18 protein-coding genes and 3 riboswitches are annotated in these 17119 nt (G+C 39.7%); of the genes, 1 reads left to right on the top strand and 17 read right to left on the bottom strand.

The window, feature by feature from the left end; translation table 11 throughout:
- Window positions 1-3: 3 nt before the first annotated feature.
- Together KSU66_RS05195 and KSU66_RS05190 are read right to left on the bottom strand one after the other, a co-directional pair.
- A complete protein-coding gene (locus KSU66_RS05195; RefSeq protein WP_269050357.1) occupies window positions 4-675 on the bottom strand; it encodes a methionine ABC transporter permease in 672 nt (223 codons plus the stop codon).
- Entirely contained in the window at window positions 665-1678 is a 1014-nt protein-coding gene (locus tag KSU66_RS05190) for a methionine ABC transporter ATP-binding protein (RefSeq protein WP_269050356.1), read from the bottom strand. Before KSU66_RS05190 ends, KSU66_RS05195 begins: the two co-directional genes overlap by 11 nt.
- A 70-nt stretch (window positions 1679-1748) precedes the next feature.
- A riboswitch (SAM riboswitch) is annotated at window positions 1749-1860 on the bottom strand.
- A 180-nt stretch (window positions 1861-2040) separates the two neighbouring features.
- Between KSU66_RS05190 and KSU66_RS05185 the strand changes: the two genes are divergently transcribed.
- Window positions 2041-3204, top strand: coding sequence for a pyridoxal phosphate-dependent aminotransferase (locus KSU66_RS05185; protein ID WP_269050355.1), 1164 nt, complete (start codon window positions 2041-2043; stop codon window positions 3202-3204).
- A gap of 83 nt (window positions 3205-3287) precedes the next feature.
- Here the strand turns inward: KSU66_RS05185 and acsA are convergent, their stop codons facing one another.
- The 15 genes from acsA to KSU66_RS05110 all read right to left on the bottom strand — a co-directional run bounded on the left by acsA (window position 3288) and on the right by KSU66_RS05110 (window position 16896).
- Window positions 3288-5000 (bottom strand): acetate--CoA ligase, encoded by a 1713-nt coding sequence (gene acsA / locus KSU66_RS05180; protein WP_269050354.1) that lies wholly within the window; start codon window positions 4998-5000, stop codon window positions 3288-3290.
- A 1-nt stretch (window position 5001) separates the two neighbouring features.
- Window positions 5002-5715: an ABC transporter ATP-binding protein gene (locus tag KSU66_RS05175; RefSeq protein ID WP_269050353.1), complete on the bottom strand. Its 714-nt coding sequence runs from the start codon at window positions 5713-5715 to the stop codon at window positions 5002-5004.
- Between the two features lie 14 nt (window positions 5716-5729).
- Window positions 5730-6572, bottom strand: a complete 843-nt coding sequence (locus tag KSU66_RS05170; protein WP_269050352.1) for an ABC transporter permease — start codon at window positions 6570-6572, stop codon at window positions 5730-5732.
- 12 nt (window positions 6573-6584) lie between these two features.
- On the bottom strand, window positions 6585-7574 hold the full coding sequence (locus tag KSU66_RS05165) for an aliphatic sulfonate ABC transporter substrate-binding protein (RefSeq protein ID WP_269050351.1): 990 nt from the start codon (window positions 7572-7574) through the stop codon (window positions 6585-6587).
- A 163-nt stretch (window positions 7575-7737) separates the two neighbouring features.
- Window positions 7738-7850: riboswitch (SAM riboswitch) on the bottom strand.
- Window positions 7851-7964: 114 nt separating this feature from the next.
- The gene (locus KSU66_RS05160; protein ID WP_269050350.1) at window positions 7965-8315 is read right to left on the bottom strand and encodes a hypothetical protein; all 351 of its coding nucleotides are present in this window, start codon (window positions 8313-8315) and stop codon (window positions 7965-7967) included.
- Window positions 8316-8542: 227 nt separating this feature from the next.
- On the bottom strand, window positions 8543-8866 hold the full coding sequence (locus KSU66_RS05155) for a DUF2691 family protein (protein WP_269050349.1): 324 nt from the start codon (window positions 8864-8866) through the stop codon (window positions 8543-8545).
- Window positions 8867-8907: 41 nt separating this feature from the next.
- Window positions 8908-9351 carry a hypothetical protein gene (locus KSU66_RS05150; RefSeq protein ID WP_269050348.1) on the bottom strand — a complete coding sequence of 148 codons (444 nt, stop codon included), beginning with the start codon at window positions 9349-9351 and terminating at the stop codon, window positions 8908-8910.
- A gap of 8 nt (window positions 9352-9359) precedes the next feature.
- Window positions 9360-9707: an ASCH domain-containing protein gene (locus KSU66_RS05145; RefSeq protein ID WP_269050347.1), complete on the bottom strand. Its 348-nt coding sequence runs from the start codon at window positions 9705-9707 to the stop codon at window positions 9360-9362.
- 172 nt (window positions 9708-9879) lie between these two features.
- Window positions 9880-10350, bottom strand: coding sequence for a 6,7-dimethyl-8-ribityllumazine synthase (ribH, locus tag KSU66_RS05140; RefSeq protein ID WP_269050346.1), 471 nt, complete (start codon window positions 10348-10350; stop codon window positions 9880-9882).
- A gap of 12 nt (window positions 10351-10362) precedes the next feature.
- On the bottom strand, window positions 10363-11556 hold the full coding sequence (locus tag KSU66_RS05135) for a bifunctional 3,4-dihydroxy-2-butanone-4-phosphate synthase/GTP cyclohydrolase II (protein WP_269050345.1): 1194 nt from the start codon (window positions 11554-11556) through the stop codon (window positions 10363-10365).
- 14 nt (window positions 11557-11570) lie between these two features.
- Window positions 11571-12221 carry a riboflavin synthase gene (gene ribE / locus KSU66_RS05130; RefSeq protein ID WP_269050344.1) on the bottom strand — a complete coding sequence of 217 codons (651 nt, stop codon included), beginning with the start codon at window positions 12219-12221 and terminating at the stop codon, window positions 11571-11573.
- A 6-nt stretch (window positions 12222-12227) separates the two neighbouring features.
- The gene (ribD, locus tag KSU66_RS05125) at window positions 12228-13310 is read right to left on the bottom strand and encodes a bifunctional diaminohydroxyphosphoribosylaminopyrimidine deaminase/5-amino-6-(5-phosphoribosylamino)uracil reductase RibD (protein ID WP_269050343.1); all 1083 of its coding nucleotides are present in this window, start codon (window positions 13308-13310) and stop codon (window positions 12228-12230) included.
- Window positions 13311-13370: 60 nt separating this feature from the next.
- Window positions 13371-13518: riboswitch (FMN riboswitch) on the bottom strand.
- A 343-nt stretch (window positions 13519-13861) separates the two neighbouring features.
- Entirely contained in the window at window positions 13862-15109 is a 1248-nt protein-coding gene (locus KSU66_RS05120) for a glutamate-5-semialdehyde dehydrogenase (RefSeq protein WP_269050564.1), read from the bottom strand.
- 83 nt (window positions 15110-15192) lie between these two features.
- A complete protein-coding gene (proB, locus tag KSU66_RS05115; protein ID WP_269050342.1) occupies window positions 15193-16293 on the bottom strand; it encodes a glutamate 5-kinase in 1101 nt (366 codons plus the stop codon).
- 135 nt (window positions 16294-16428) lie between these two features.
- On the bottom strand, window positions 16429-16896 hold the full coding sequence (locus KSU66_RS05110) for an OsmC family protein (RefSeq protein WP_269050341.1): 468 nt from the start codon (window positions 16894-16896) through the stop codon (window positions 16429-16431).
- Window positions 16897-17119: the final 223 nt, after the last annotated feature.

Below are 17119 nucleotides of genomic sequence, written 5' to 3'. Positions count from 1 at the left end.
TAGTTAGCTTTTATCTACTGCTTTTGAAATACGATCCCCAGCAAACTGAATCGCTTGTACTAATAAAATCAAAATAACAACTGTCACAACCATAATCGTATTATCATAACGGTAATAACCGAATCGAATGGCTAAGTCTCCAATTCCCCCGCCACCGACAAACCCAGCCATAGCGGAATAGGCGACTAAACTGATTACTGTTAGTGTGAGACCTTGAATAATGCTCGATTTCGCTTCAGGTAGCAAAACATCTTTTATAATCATCCACGGCGTTGCACCAACCGCGATTGCCGCTTCAATCACGCCTTTGTCAATTTCCCGCATGGATGTTTCTACAATCCTTGCAAAGAATGGAATCGCTGCCGCGGATAACGAAACACTTGCCGCTGTCGGACCATAAGCATCCCCAACAATAAACGTTGTCAGCGGTGTAATTGCCACGAGTAAGATAATAAATGGAATCGAACGAACGACGTTGATGATAAAGCCCAAAACGGATTTGATGAAGACATTTTCCAAAAACAAATCTTTTTCCGTGACGAAAAGTAGAAGTCCAAGTGGCAACCCAATAAGTAACGCCACTCCAAATGCAATTCCAATCATATAAATCGTTTCGCCAAATGCTTTCGTTATTTCAGGTAGTAGTTCCACGATGCGTTGAAATTCAATTCCCATGCTCAATCACCTCCACTTGTGCGGCTCGGGATGACATATACGCAAGAGCCTGATCCACTTCATGCTCGTCCCCTTTTAGTTCCATTAAGAAAATGCCAAGTGGATTTTCCTGAATATATTCAATGGAACCATGTAGGAAATTCCCTTGGACATCAAATTTTTGCACGGTATCAGAAATAATTCCTTCACCGGCAATGTTTCCTTTAAACATGATTTTAACAAGGCGGCCTGTACATTTTTCTAAAATGGCAGGTGGCACATCGAATGATACAACGCTACTAATGAATTCCTTCGTTAACTCTGTTTGCGGATCTGAAAATATATTATATACAGATCCTTCCTCAACCACTTTTCCATCTTGCATAATCGCCATTCGATCACAAATCTCTTTTACTACGTTCATCTCATGTGTAATAAGAACGATTGTAATTTTTAACTCCCGATTAATTTTTTTAAGCAAGCGCAAAATAGATAACGTTGTATTTGGATCTAATGCCGATGTGGCCTCATCACAAAGTAAAACGGATGGATCATTAGCAAGTGCACGTGCAATACCAACTCGCTGCTTCTGCCCTCCACTTAGTTGTGCCGGGTACACGTCCTTTTTATCAGATAGACCTACCATTTCAAGTAGTTCTTCCACGCGTTCGCTAATCTTATTCGCGGGTGTTTTTGCCGCACGTAATGCAAAAGCGATATTTTCATAAACTGTCTTTTGACTAATTAAATAAAAGTGCTGAAAAATCATTCCAATTTTTAAACGGGCACGTCGCAAGCTTTCCCCCCGTAATTCCATCAAGTTCACATCGTCTATTAAGATTGTCCCGCTCGTTGGTTTCTCCAATAAATTCAAACACCGGATGAGCGAACTTTTTCCGGCACCTGAGTAACCGACGATTCCGAAAACTTCCCCTCTATTAATAGTAAGGGTTACGTTATCTACACCTTTTACGACTCTTTCTTTTGTGTTATATATTTTTGATACACCTTTTATTTGAATCATGAAATTCCCTTCTTTCTACAAATAAAAAGCACTTCTTTCATGATGAAAGAAGCACTGAGCAAATAATTTCAGCTTATCTTTCAGAATGGCATACACTCTGTAGGAATTGGCACCTTCCATGTATTTGACATGGGGTTGCCGGACGTCATAGGGCCTAATCCCTCAGTCTCTCACGATAAGTTCCATATGAAGTTGTAAACGTATACAATGAATCATAATACGAAACAAGAACGCTGTCAACCCTTGTCGATAATTAACTTTTCTCAAATGACTACTATTCTTGTACTTCGAGTAGACAAATAAAGCAAATGACTATAAGATTTATTAGAGATATGCAACTAATTCGAAAATGAGGTCATCAAATGGAATTTTCAAATCGATTAAAAAATTTTCCTCCACACTTTTTTACATCGCTCACTCACAAAGCTGAAAAAGCCGTTGCGGAGGGGCGAGATGTTATTAACTTAGGTCGCGGAAATCCAGACCAACCTACGCCGCCACATATTGTAAAAGCTCTACAGGAAGCCGTAGAAGACCCAGCGACACACGGGTACTCCCCATTTAGAGGAATTATGGAATTCAAACAAGCCGCCGCAGATTTTTATAAACGTGAATACAATGTCGATATCGATCCTAAAACAGAAGTCGCTGTCCTATTTGGCACCAAACCTGGATTGGTAGAACTACCTCTTGCCCTTATGAATGAAGGGGAATTACTATTGCTTCCAGACCCAGGGTATCCTGATTATTTATCGGCGGTCAGTTTGGCGAATATCACATACGATACAATGCCCTTACTTGCGGAAAATGATTTTCTCCCCGACTATAATCTTTTGACTGATGAACAGAAAAAAAATGCGAAATTGATGTACTTGAATTATCCAAACAACCCAACAAGTGCAACTGCCACGGTTCCTTTTTTCGAAGAAACCATCGCATTTGCGAAAGCTAACGATATTGCTGTCATGCATGATTTTGCTTACGGCGGCATTGGGTTTGATGGTAAGAAACCGGTTAGTTTTCTACAAGCTGAAGGTGCAAAAGATGTTGGTATTGAAATGTACACATTGTCAAAAACGTATAATATGGCTGGATGGCGAGTCGGTTTCGCTGTCGGGAATGCCAAAATCATCGAGGCCATTAGCTTGTTGCAAGACCATTTATTCATTGATATTTTCCCTGCTATTCAGCGTGCAGCAGCAGTTGCATTAACGGGAAGCCAAGACTGTGTCGTTGAGCTCGCTTCACTTTACGAAACGAGGCGCAATGTATTAATTTCCGAGTGCCATCGAATTGGTTGGAATGTAGTTGCACCAGGCGCATCCTTCTTCGCATGGTTATCTGTGCCGGAAGGACATACAAGCGAATCGTTCTCTGATTTACTGTACGAAAAAGCAGATATCATCGTTGCACCAGGACATGGTTTTGGTGAACATGGGGAAGGATACATACGCGTTGGATTATTAGAAGATGAAGATCGTTTGAGGGAAGCCATTACACGAATTGAAAAACTCAATTTGTTTTGAATTCAAAAAACAGACGAATGATTACCCATTCGTCTGTTTTCGATTTTTTAAAGTCGGACCATACCTAATCTTCTTCAAAAGGCCTAGACTTCTAAGGCTATTCTTTTTTCGGCCTCTCTTGCTTTTAATTCGCGGCGAAGGACTTTTCCGCTAATCGGAGTTTTGGGTAACTCTTTAATAAATTCAATTTCCCTCGGAGCTGCATGTGCGGCAAGCCCACTACGAACAAATAAGCGTAATTCTTCTAATAACCCATCACCTTCCTTATACTCTTTGTTTAATACAATAAACGCCTTCACGATTTCCCCTCTTACTTCATCCGGCTTTCCAATAACACCCACTTCGGCGACTGCGGGATGCTCAATAAGTTTACTTTCCACTTCGAAAGGACCGATTCGTTCTCCAGATGAGTTAATCATATCGTCGCTTCGTCCTTGGAAAAAGACATATCCGTCTTCATCAATTATTGCCAAATCACCTGAAACATACCAACTTTCGAAAGGAAAATATGTCAAAAACTTATCCGGGTCTTTCCATACTTCCTTCATTAAAGAAGGCCAGTTTGCTTTCAATGCCAATTGCCCGACAGATCCGTTATCCAGAACCTCCCCGTTATCTCCTAATATAGCTGCTTCAATTCCTGGAAATGGTCGCCCCATAGAACCTGGCTTTATCGCTTCAGATGGTAAATTAACGATTAACTGGGCACCTGTTTCTGTCATCCACCATGTATCATGAATTCGTTTGTTAAGCACATCGATTCCCCATCGAATAACTTCTGGATTCAATGGTTCACCGACACTTAAAATATGTCGGATTTTTGAAAGGTCATAATCGAACGTTAGTTTATCCCCTTCCGCCATCAGCATTCTAAATGCAGTCGGTGCGCTATACCAAACATTTACACCCGTACGCTCTAATACGTCGTACCATTCTTTCGCACCGAATCTACCTCCATGAATGACAGTTGTCACTCGATTTAGCAATGGAGCGAACACACCGTAGACGGTCCCCGTCACCCAGCCTGGATGAGCGGTGCACCAATAAATATCCTCTTCTTTTAAATCGAGTACCCATCTACCCGTTATATATTGCTGAATCATTGCTCGATGTGCATGAATAATCCCTTTAGGTTTACCTGTCGAACCGCTTGTATAATGGATATTCAATCCATGATCAAGATCTACCCATTCAATTATGTTTTCTTCTACTTCGAACTTCCTTACTTCTTCAAATAAAGAAATTTCATCTCCCTTACATAGTTCCGGTTCAGCTGTAATAAACACTGTCGTTAAAGACGGTAATTCCTTTCGGGAAACCCGTTTCACAAGTTCTGGTGATGCGATTAAAAAGGTTCCTTCGCAATCATGAATTCTTTCCTTTACCGCGTCTTCCATAAATGCTTCAAAAAGTGGCCCGACGACAGCCCCAAGCTTAATTGCTGCAAGCATAGCGATATGACAATCTGGATGCTTCGGTAAAAATACGAATACAAAGTCACCTTTTTTCACACCATGTTTTTTCAACACGGTTGCCCACTGATCAGACCTTTTTTTCAATTCACTATATGTTAGTTTGTACTCTTCATTTTCTCCAATATAATGAAGTGCAATTTGCTCACCAAATCCAGCTGCGACATGGCGGTCTACACACTCATATGCCATATTTACTTTTCCTGTTTGGGACCAACTAAAATTCGACTCTACTTCTTTCCATAAGAAATCTTCCCTTTTAGGTAATTCGGTCGTAATATTATAATTCCCCTTATTCGGAGAAATAACTGTACTGTTTGCCATTTTACTCAACCGCCTTTTCAATCTGTAGTAAATTAAGTATTTCTGATTTTTTCTCCGCAAGAAATGAACTCCCACGATCCCTTGGTTTTGTAACTTCCACTGTCAATTCAGCTTGCAGATAACCCGGTTGTCCGCCAAGAATGAAGATCCGGTCACATAAATAAAGGGCTTCGTCGATGTCATGTGTAACAATTACCATCGTTGATAAACGTTTCTTTTGAATTTTTAATAGTAAATCTTGTAATTGCATCTTGGTGAATGCATCAAGCGCACTAAAAGGTTCATCAAGAAGTAGAACATCCGGTTGTCCGATCAACGCGCGAGCGATTGCAGTTCTTTGAGCCATTCCACCTGATAAATCTTTCGGATAATAGTCCCCAAAATCAGTTAACCCGACAAGGTCCAAATATTCTTGTACTTCTTCCTTTTTTACATCTTTGTTTCCAAATAAAATATTTTCTTCGACCGTGAGCCATGGCATAAGCCGAGGCTCTTGAAATATCATGCCAATCGGTTGTTTTCCCGCCCCAGCAACTTTTATTTCTCCAACAAATTCCTTATCCAACCCAGACAATACCCGGAGAAGTGTACTTTTTCCACACCCACTTGTTCCTAAAATTCCAACGGTTTCACCTTCTTGAATAGAAAAGGATATGCTTTTGAATCCGGCAAGTCCGTTATTAAATGTTCTTGAGGCCTGTCTCACTTCCAACATATTGACCACTCCTTTTATTGTTGGTTTTGTAAATTATCTTGCCATCTTAATGCTCGAGCTTCCAACGCTTTCAATAGAGCGTCTGTTACTTTCCCCAGTATTGCAAATAAAATTATACTTGCCATTATAAGTTCAGGTGAATACGTATTCTGACCGACAACTAGTAAGTAACCAAGCCCTTGACTCGCCCCCATCAATTCTGCAGCAACTACGAACATCCAACCTAAACCGACGCCACTGCGTAAGCCTACAAGAAAAGATGGAAGAGATGCCGGTAAAATGATACGACGCACAATCTGGAATGAAGTAAAGTGATAAATCTTTCCTACTTCAATTAGCTTGCGATCAACACCTTGAATACCGGATACGATATTCAAATACACCGGAAAGAAAACACCAACAGCAATTAACACCACTTTGGATGATTCTCCAATTCCCATCCACAAAATGAATAATGGCACCCAGGCAAGAGAAGGGATTGATCTGAATGCTTGGATTAATGGATCCATAAGCTGTTCAAACCATTTGAAATAGCCTACGATCGAACCCAATACGAGCGCTGCGAAAGTCCCAGCAAAAAAACCGATAAATACTCGAAAAAAAGTAATTCCGATATGTCCCCAAAGTGTTCCTTCTTCAGCCATTTCTAGAATTTTTCGAAAAATAGTTGTAGGAGCGGGAAATACATAGGAATCTATCAAGCCAAAACGTGCCGTCGCTTCCCATACGACTAAAAGAACGATTGGTAATATCCATCCGAGTGCAAGACCTCTAAATTTATTTAAGTCTGCACGTGATTTACTAGACTCTTCACTTTTCTCTATCGAAAATTCGTTTGTTTTAGTGTTGACCGTCATACAATTCGCCCCCTATTTTGTTACGATTACTTTTTTCGCAAATCGATCAATAATTAATTCATTCACTAATTCCTCGATATCTGTATCGCTTTTAATAACATTTTCTGACTTCAGGACAGCGCCGGCCTCTTCCAGTGCCTCAATTTGTTTATCTCCGGGAATAGGATTAGAAAAATCATTCCGCTCGATGCCCTTCTTAGCCACTTCCAACTTCATATCCGCCTCTTTTGCTAATATTTCAGCAGCTTCATTTGGATTTTCTATAACCCATTTCCGCGCTTTCTCATATACCTCGATTACTTTTTCAACAACTTCCGGATTCTGTTCCGCAAATTCCGATCGTACATTCAATGTGCCATACGTATTTTTATCATGATCTCGTAAGAATAAGTTCGCCCCAGAGTCAACTTCAACTCTTGCCATATGTGGATCCAGACCAGCCCACGCATCGACTTGGCCAGTTAACAAAGCATTTGCACCATCCGCATGTTGTAAGTTCACAATTTCCAAGTCCTTCGATGACAGACCTACTTCTTGAAGTGAGCGTAAAAGGAAAATATATGGATCCGTCCCTAAAGTTGCAGCAACTTTCTTTCCTTTCAAGTCTTCAACTGATTTTATCGGTGAATCTTCCGTCGTTACAAGTGCAGTCCATTCTGGTTTCGAATAAATATATACAGACTCGATTGGAGATCCATTTGACTTTGCAATCAATGCTGCTGCCCCCGCGGTAGATCCAAAATCGACGCTTTTAGAATTTAAAAACTCCAGTGCCTTATTGCTTCCTTGGCTAAGAACCCATTCAACCTCGATGCCTTCTTTTTCAAAAGCTTCTTCTGCCCATCCGAACTCCTTTAGAGCTAAACTCGTAGGCGAGTAATAGGCATAATCCAGAACTACCTTTTTTAAATTATTCTTCTCTTCCCCTTGTGCATTTGAACAAGCCGTCATGATGAACGACGCGCCTACAATTAATAAAACAAATGTAATAATCTTCTTCATTCTAATTTCCCCCTAATAATAAGTTTTAATAAATTTGTCCTTCAAATTCTCAAACTACACTTTACCTATTCGTTCACTTGGTTTTATACTATGAAAACTCTTCTTTTTACAATTTGGATATATAAAAAGCCCCCTTCAATTAAGAAGAGGGCAGAAAATCCTCCTCTTATCTTCCAGATCCAATTGAATCTGTAGGATTTAGCACCTTTGCAGAAAAATATCCTGTTGGTTGCCGGGCTTCATAGGGCCTATTCCCTCCGCCGCTCTTGATAAGAGTACTATTTAATTTTGAATGTACAGTTTTTTCAATTAGTTAGATCATTAGGAATTATCATATACTATATTCATACATATTGTCAAATACTTTTTTCAATTTCTTTATCAAATGACTCACTTTTTCTTTTTCGTTTTGAAGTTTTCAGATGATTCGTCATCCATTTCTAATTTTCCAATAATTCTTTTTAGTTGTTTGTTTAGTAGCTCTACTTCTATACTCATCGCATTATTCTCTGATTGTTCTTTTTTCAATTCATCAATTTGACTTTGTAATTTTCCTATTTCTTGTTCCTGCTGTTTATCGGAAATTCGACCCTCTTCTATTGCAATTGCACCTCCAATAGTTTGTAAAGCATCCCCAAATGTAGATATCGCAGCACCCAAAAGTCCTATTTTAGCACCATAATCCTGTGAACTATCTTTATTTTGTAATCCTTCACCGGATAATGGATAGTTTCCCCTCAAAGTCATCGCTCCTTGATCATTTTATCCAAAGAATACTTTTTCTTTTTAATTATTATATGCAGAAAGGAATGGGGAAGGACCTTACCAATTAAGATTTAGCGGAGCGTTTTCATACCTTGAATCTTTAAGCTAGTCCTCTATTTTTGAAAGCATTAATTTCCTTATACAGGATGCCAATAACTTGGGAATCTCCTTTTACTTATTTTATATTGCGTAGTTTACAGCAATTAAAAAGCTATTAATGTTGTGCGCTTATCATTTCCATCTGTAATATACTTTACATTTTCGTAGTTGGCGCCAAGTACTTGATTGTAAAGACTTAGGATAGTCGTTTTATCTTTGGAATAGATTGTTACATACGATGAATCCACAAGAAGGAGAACAAACTGACAGTCACTCTTCAAAAAGTCTTCGTATGTCTCGATTTCTGTTGCGGATGCTACATTCTTGAAAGCTTTTAAATCCGTAAAAATTAAGTAATATTCATTTTCTGAAATCTGTTTAAAAAATTCATCACCTGGTAAAACCATAATTGAATCAAAAAAAGACATGCACCGACAAGATGCACATCCTCATTTTATGTATAACCATTTCACCAAAACATCGGTTTTTCCACCATTAGCCAAAGCATTAGAATCATAAGGCCGATGTATAACCATGACGTTCTATTCAAACGATCTAGAATGTCGTTTTTATTCATCCCCGCCTTATTAAAATTCCGAAGGACTCTTGTAAAACCTGTCGCCAAGAAAAACGCAGATACCCCCATCACAAAGACCGTTAGAATTACCCATGATGTATACCATGGCCAAGGTCCAATAATAAGGAGAGACACACCCGTGAAAACGAGGGCGTGCCCCGCATGCATGACTAGACGGATGATAACGTTGATAATAGACAAATATGCCCCTTCTACGTTCGTCCCAACGCTACGTAACCGTTTAATTAGCGGCATTAGTATAAATAATGGACCAATGGATAGTACAGCACTTAGGACATGCATGAAAACGATTATACCGTAAACTTTTGGTATCATTCAAAAAATCATTTCTGAACCGGACTGTATTCGTGTACCCATACGCTCATCGTCGGGAGCCATGGCATATTCGGATGGAATGACAAAATAGACTGCTTATAGTCTTCCATATTCGAGTAACCTTCTTGATGCGCATGTTCATCCGTCATTTCTCCAAGTGTTTGTGAGTAAATGGCATCGACTTTGAATTCTTTACCGTCCAGCACCATTATTTCACCAAGATCTGCATACACGCCATTACGTCTCGTTGCAGTTTTTTCACCACTTAGCACCTTCGCTACATCTGCTTTTATCGTAACTAGTTTTTCAATCGTACATGTTTTTTCTGGTAGTTCTACATTTTTTTGCTTACTCATTATTATCCCCCGTTTCAATTCTTACTCACCCTCCATTATAACGTTTACTAGGAACCTTTGCGAGTAATCTAATCATTTTATACTTGGTATGCTGGATGTATAGATGAAATCGAAACCAAATGAAAAGGATGCCTCCACTTCGTAATGAAAGCGGGGCATCCTTTTTTTATTTTTATTCTGAAATCTGTTTCAATAAATTCGCCATTTCAATTGCAGCAGTACCTGCATCCCAGCCTTTATTTCCGGCTTTCGTTCCAGCGCGTTCGATAGCTTGTTCAATCGTGTCTGTCGTCAAGACACCAAAAATTACGGGAATGCCTTCTTGCATATTGATGGCCGAGACGCCTTTGGCAACTTCACTGCACACAAAGTCGAAATGCGGTGTTGCTCCGCGGATGACCGTCCCTAACGTAATAACAGCATCGTATTTTCCGCTAGCTGCCATTTTCTTTGCGACAAGCGGAATTTCATAAGCCCCTGGAACCCAAGCAACATCGACGTCACTGCTCTCTACACCGTGGCGACGTAGTGCATCTTCTGCACCGCCTAATAATTTCCCCGTTATAAATTCGTTGAACCTTGCAACAACAATACCTACTTTAAGTCCTGATCCTACTAAATGTCCTTCGTATATTGTTCCCATTACAATTCCCCCTTAACTATGCAGCAAGTGCCCTAGTTTACTTTTTTTAGTTTCCATATAGATTCGGTTTTCTTCTTTTACTGGCATTTCAATTGGAAGTCGCTTTGTTATTTCAAGTCCATGTCCTGCAAGTCCCGCAATTTTTCTTGGGTTGTTTGTCAATAAATGAATCGTTTTGATTCCAAGTTCACGTAAAATTTCCGCACCGATACCATATTCACGTAAATCATCGGCAAATCCTAACTTCAAATTCGCTTCTACTGTGTCATACCCTTCTTCTTGCAACTTATAGGCTTTCATCTTATTCACAAGCCCAATGCCCCGACCTTCTTGGCGCATGTATAACAGTACACCAGTACCTGCGTCTTCAATTTGCGCAAGTGCAGCATGTAATTGAGGGCCGCAATCGCATCGACTTGAGCCGAAAACATCGCCCGTTAAGCATTCCGAATGTACTCGAACAAGGACATTTTCTGTTTCCGAAACATCACCTTTTACAAGTGCGATATGTTCACGTCCTGTCAGTTTTTCAACAAATGCAACTGCTTTAAACTCTCCAAACTCTGTCGGAAGATTAATATCAACAATCCGTTCGACAAGTTTTTCCGTTCTACGGCGATAAGCAATCAATTCTTGAATCGTTAAAATGACAAGATCCAATCGTTCAGCAAGTACTTTTAACTCTGGCCCCCTCGCCATTGTTCCGTCGCTATTCATAATTTCACAAATAACACCGACAGGTTCTGATCCCGCAAGTCTTGCAAGATCAACAGCCGCTTCGGTATGACCGGCCCGTTTTAACACTCCGCCCGCTTTCGCAATCAATGGAAAGATATGACCCGGTCTTCTAAAGTCAGATGCTTCCGCGTCTTTTCCTAACATTCCTAAAATGGTGTCAGACCGCTCGAATGCAGATATGCCTGTATGGCAAGACGCATGATCGATGCTAATTGTGAATGCGGTACCGTATGAATCACTATTATCTTCGGTCATTAACTTCAAATCGAGTTGAACAGCTTTTTCTTCTTCGACTGGCACGCAAATAAGTCCGCGACCTTCGGCTGCCATAAAGTTGATCATTTCGGGTGTTGCAAATTCAGCGAGTGCAACAAAGTCTCCTTCATTTTCGCGATCTTCATCATCTACTACGATAATCGCTTTCCCTTTTTTCAGTTCCTCAATTGCTTTTTCTGCGGTTGTATACATATTAGTCACCCTTCTTAGTTGAGAAATCCATTTGCAGTGAGTGTATCCATAGTCAACCCGCCACTTTGTTTTTCTACTTTTTTGGATATAAGACGTTCCATATATTTCGCTAGCATATCGCATTCGACGTTGACTTTATCGCCCATTCGTTTTTTTCCAAGTACTGAATCTTCTTGTGTCACCGGAATAAGAGATATGATAAACCCTTTCTCAGTCACACCAAAAACGGTAAGCGATGTTCCATCAACAGTAACCGAGCCTTTCTCGATAAAGTAATTTAAGAATTCAGAAGCGATATGAATTTCCATATAAATCGCATTTTCTTTCTGCTGAATCGAAACAATTTTCCCCGTGCCATCGACATGTCCACTTACAAAGTGTCCGCCGAATCGGCCATTTGCGGCCATTGCGCGTTCTAAATTTACGAAACTTCCCGTGCGTAATTCATGAAGCGTTGTCGCTTTTACTGTTTCAGGCATAACATCCGCTGTAAATTGGGATTGTGAATGACTAGAGACAGTTAGACAAACGCCGTTTACAGAAATGCTATCGCCTTTATTGACGTCACTAAGTACTTTCGTGCATTTGATGTTAAGTTGAAGTGAAGTCTTTCCTGGTGTAACAGATGAAACCGTACCAATTTCTTCTACAATTCCAGTAAACAAATTAAATTACTCCTCCTTTATAAACTCGGCATGTAATCGAATATCTTCACCGAATTTCTGTATATCTATAATACGAAGTAATTCACTTTCTTCCATATTGTTCCGTTGAGTATCCATAAATAAAGACGTACCATTGCCAATTAGTTTGGGAGCCATATACAAATACAGTTCATCTGCTAGGCCTTCGTTAATGAAGCTAGAATGAACTTGGCTGCCGCCTTCAACAAATAACGTCATAATTCCTTTAGTTGCTAGGCGACGTAATACTTCTTCTAAAAAATCTACTTCTTCAGAAATCGACTCAATTGTAACAAGTGGATATTCTGAAAAAACCGGTTCTTTTTTTGCGGAATCGAGTGTGAAAATGATTGTTTCTACAGCACCGTCTGTAATGACGTTAGCTGTTTTAGGTGTCCGGAGACGCCTGTCTAAAATAATACGAATTGGATTCTTTCCACCAAGGGGCAATCGGGTGGTTAGGAAAGGGTTATCTTGAAGTACGGTTTGTACGCCGACCAAAATTGCGTCATGGGTATGGCGGAGGTGATGGACATCGGTTCTTGATGCAACTGATGTAATCCATTTGCTGTCCCCAGTCTGCGTTGAAAGTCTACCGTCAAGTGTTGAGGCGGCTTTCAAGGTGACGTATGGTTTACCGTGTTTAATAAAATGAAAAAATGCTCGGTTTAACTGCTCTGCCTCTTCTTTTAAAATGCCGGTAAAAACTTCAATTCCAGCAGCTTTAAGAAGCTCTATTCCTTTGCCATTAACGGCTGGGAACGGATCAATAGACGCGATAAAAACACGGCGGATTCCTGTGGAGATCACAAGTTCCGTACAAGGTGCTGTTTTACCTGTATGAGCGCAAGGTTCGAGTGTGACGTAAAGGTCTGCACCTTTCGCTTCTGAGCCTGCCATCGTCAATGCATGCACTTCAGCATGAGGAGTCCCCGCTTTTAAGTGCGCACCTGTTCCGATAATCTGGCCATCTTTTACACAAACCGCACCGACTAGTGGATTCGGTGACGTTTGACCTTCTGCACTACGCGCCAAATCAAGAGCAATTTTCATATAATATTCATGAGTCATGGCCATTCCTCCTTTCAACAAACGAAAAGACAGAGTGGACCGAACATAGTACGTATAACTAAACAACTTCTCCCATCCAGACTATAACTGTCGGTCCTGGAATTTCACCAGCTCCACCGTCTTTCAAAAAGAAAGAACGGGTCACGGACTTACGAGCAATCGCTCGATCACCGTCGGTAAGGAATTTCACCTTGCCCCGAAGAGTTTTTTTATACGTACTGATTTCAATTTATCACATTACTTCGATTAAATCAAAAAAGTTTTATTATTTCTCCATATACAAAACTAAAAGTGTATACTCACCATCTTCACCCGTAAACTAATAGTACAATTTAGTTCCACCTTTATTTCCTTGTAATGCAAAAGTTTCTGCACCAAGCTCAATCGTTTCAAATTCATATCCATTTGATAGACCAACATGATTGAACCAATTACAAGTTGAAAGTTAAATTCACGTAAAGTTTTCAAAAATTTATTTTATAAGTTTCAAAAAACAAAAAAACGCCAAACCGAATGGCAATCGGTTTGGCATTTTTATATACTGTACTATTTTATTGGCGAATTTGTCCGTTTCCTTGAATAACAAATTTACTAGATGTCAGTGCTTCTAATCCCATAGGTCCTCTTGCATGAAGTTTTTGGGTACTAATGCCGATTTCTGCACCGTACCCAAATTCAAATCCATCTGTAAAACGAGTTGAGGCATTATGATATACTGCTGCCGCGTCTACTTTACTTAAAAATATTGCTGCATTGTTATCATCATTCGTTACAATAGACTCCGAATGCTTCGTCCCATATTTATTAATATGAGCGACTGCCTCATCTACACTCTTCACTACTTTTACACTGACAGCTAATCCTAAATACTCTGTAGACCAAGCTTCTTCAGTAGCTAGTTTTACGTAATCAGACGCCGCACTTACCGTTTCGTCGCCGAAAACGTCAACAGCATTTTTCTGAAGGACAGAAATAAGTTCTTTTCCATGTTTTGTGAACCATTTTTCATCGACAACAATCGATTCAATTGCATTACAGACAGACGGGCGTTGTAATTTAGCATTCAACACAATTTGAGTAGCCATTTCCAGCTCCGCTGTTTCATCGATGAATACATGACAGTTCCCAGCTCCCGTTTCTAATACAGGCACCGTTGACTCACGAACAACTGTGTCAATTAAATTCTTACCACCACGCGGAATCAGTACATCTAAATATTCTTTTAGTGTAAATAATTCCTTTGCCGTTTCTCTACTCGTATCTTCAATAAGCTGTACCGCGTCGACTGGAATTGTGCTCTTTTCAAGTGCTTTATGAATCGATTCAATAAGCGCTTGGTTTGAATATTTAGCCGAAGAACTTCCTCTTAAAATGGCAGCATTCCCCGTTTTCAAAGAAAGCGTTGCTGCATCAATTGTTACGTTTGGACGTGCTTCATAAATCATGCCGATAACGCCCAGTGGAACACGTTTTTTATTAATGACCAATCCATTTTCTTTCGTAATCGATTCAATCGTTTCCCCAACTGGATCTTTTAGTTGAACTAATAATTGTATGGCATCAGACATGTCTTGAATTCGCTTGTCATTTAGCATAATACGGTCAAGTACTTCGTCTGTCAGCCCATTTTCTTTTCCTGCTTGAAGATCCTTTTTATTTTCACTTAAAATATACGTTTCGTCTAATAGTAATTGTTCTGCAATTAGAATAAGTGCATCATTTTTTTCTTTCGTTGTAATCGTAACTAATTGGGAACTTACTACTTTTGCTTTCCGACCTTTAAGTTGAACTTCACTTATTGTATCTACATTACCCATCTATATTTCCTCCCTTTTTTCCTATCTCTAAGGCACCTTCGATGAATTTCACATATATTTTTTCATTATATTCTTACCCATTTGTCCCGATGAATGACCTCGACTTGGGTTGCCCCTGCTCGCCTTCCACGTTCTTCACTACGTTTTCCTATGACGTCGGCTAGGTCGGTCGAAGAATACGTTACTTCACCTTTTCCAATCAACCCATTCATACCAAAAACCTCAACAACATCACCTTTTTGAAAGCTGCCTTGGACTTTAAAAATACCCGCTGGCAATAAATTTTTGCTATTAAATAGGATAGCCTCTTCGGCACCTTGATCGACGTAAATTTTCCCCGATGACTCTGAATGCATCGCAATCCATTGTTGACTGATATTAATATTATTTCGGGTTTTATTGGAAATATATGTGCCGTCACCGTTACCTTCCAAAATTTCAATCAACTTATTTGTACCGCTTCCGCGCCCGATGAAGACAGGTACGCCTACAGATAAAGCGGTTTTCGCTGCCAATAATTTCGATTTCATGCCGCCAGTTCCAACCTTTGAACCCGTCCCTTTTGTAAATCCTAACATCTCATCCGTAATCTCTTCAAGATAATCAAACTTTTTTGCATTTGGATTATCACGGGGATTTGCATCATAAAGTCCATTGATATCTGTTAAAATAATGAGCTGATCCGCACGTATAAATCCACTAACCAATGATGACAACATATCATTATCTCCAAAAGTCAATTCTCTCACAGATACCGTGTCATTCTCATTAATAATGGGTAACATTCTGCGTTCCAATAGTTCCATAATTGTTGCATACGCATTTCTGTATCGTTCTCGGTTCGTAAAATCGTCTCGAGTCAACAAAATTTGTGCAGGCATAATGGAAAACTCGCTGAACTTATCAATGTAAGATTGTATAAGTAAACCTTGCCCAACTGCCGCCGCCGCTTGCCGACCTTTTAATGTAATCGGTCTTGAGCCGTATCCCAATTTCGCAAAACCCGCTGCAACTGCACCCGAAGAAACTAACAATACTTCATGCCCAGCCTCGCGAAGAGCCGCTACGGCATGTATATGATCATCAAACATTACTTGATCAATTTCACCTTGAGCATTTGTTAATGAACTGCTCCCAATTTTTACAACGATACGCTTTTTCTTCATTTTGCATTTCCCCTATATATGGTGTATTTATTATTATATCCGTTTATCTCATAAGTAGTATTTTACTATAAAGGAAAGGAAAAAGAAAGTCATTTGTGACTAATTATAAATACAACTGTATATTTATTCATTAGATTAGACTAATTCATTTTTATTTTTCCCTATTTCGACTGTCACTTCTAATTCCACTTTAACATTACCTTGAATCGCACGGCTAATCATACACGTTGACTCTGCTTTCTCAGCTAGTCGTTGTGCAAGCCCTATATCCCTTCTAGTTGCAGAAGACTTCAATACTATCATGGGCTTATGAATAATACGTTTATATGTAATGATGCCTTTTGTTACATCAACAATACCAACAGACTCCATCGTGAGTGCTTCTTTTTCGAGTCCACTTCGTTCCATGATTGCGGCCAATGTAATGATATAACAAGTAGCAGCGGCTCCCAGAAGCATTTCATCTGGATTCGTTCCTACCCCAGGCCCGTCCATTTCAGGCGGGATTGATACTTCTGTTTTTAAATTTCCTGACTTAATTGTTCCAACATCATTTCGTAAACCGGGCCACTCTGCTTTTAAATGGAAATAATGTTCCGCCATTCAAATCCACTCCTTTTTGAAGTGCTTATTTATCCATTATACCTTTTTTAGTGACTTATATGTGTTTGTTGCTCCTATGCGAAAAGAGCAAACCATGGATTGGCTTGCTCTACGAATTATCTTCCTTATTCCCCCGCCCAAGTTTAGATACTCGAGTTTCGCAAGAAATACGACAATTGCTTGGAGTCCGAATATGGCTAATTGCAACAACGGGCGTGTTTCC

This window comes from Sporosarcina sp. G11-34 (assembly GCF_026931025.1).
The sequence above is the reverse complement of the archived record's forward strand: the minus strand, read 5'-3'. Positions and strand labels throughout refer to the sequence as shown.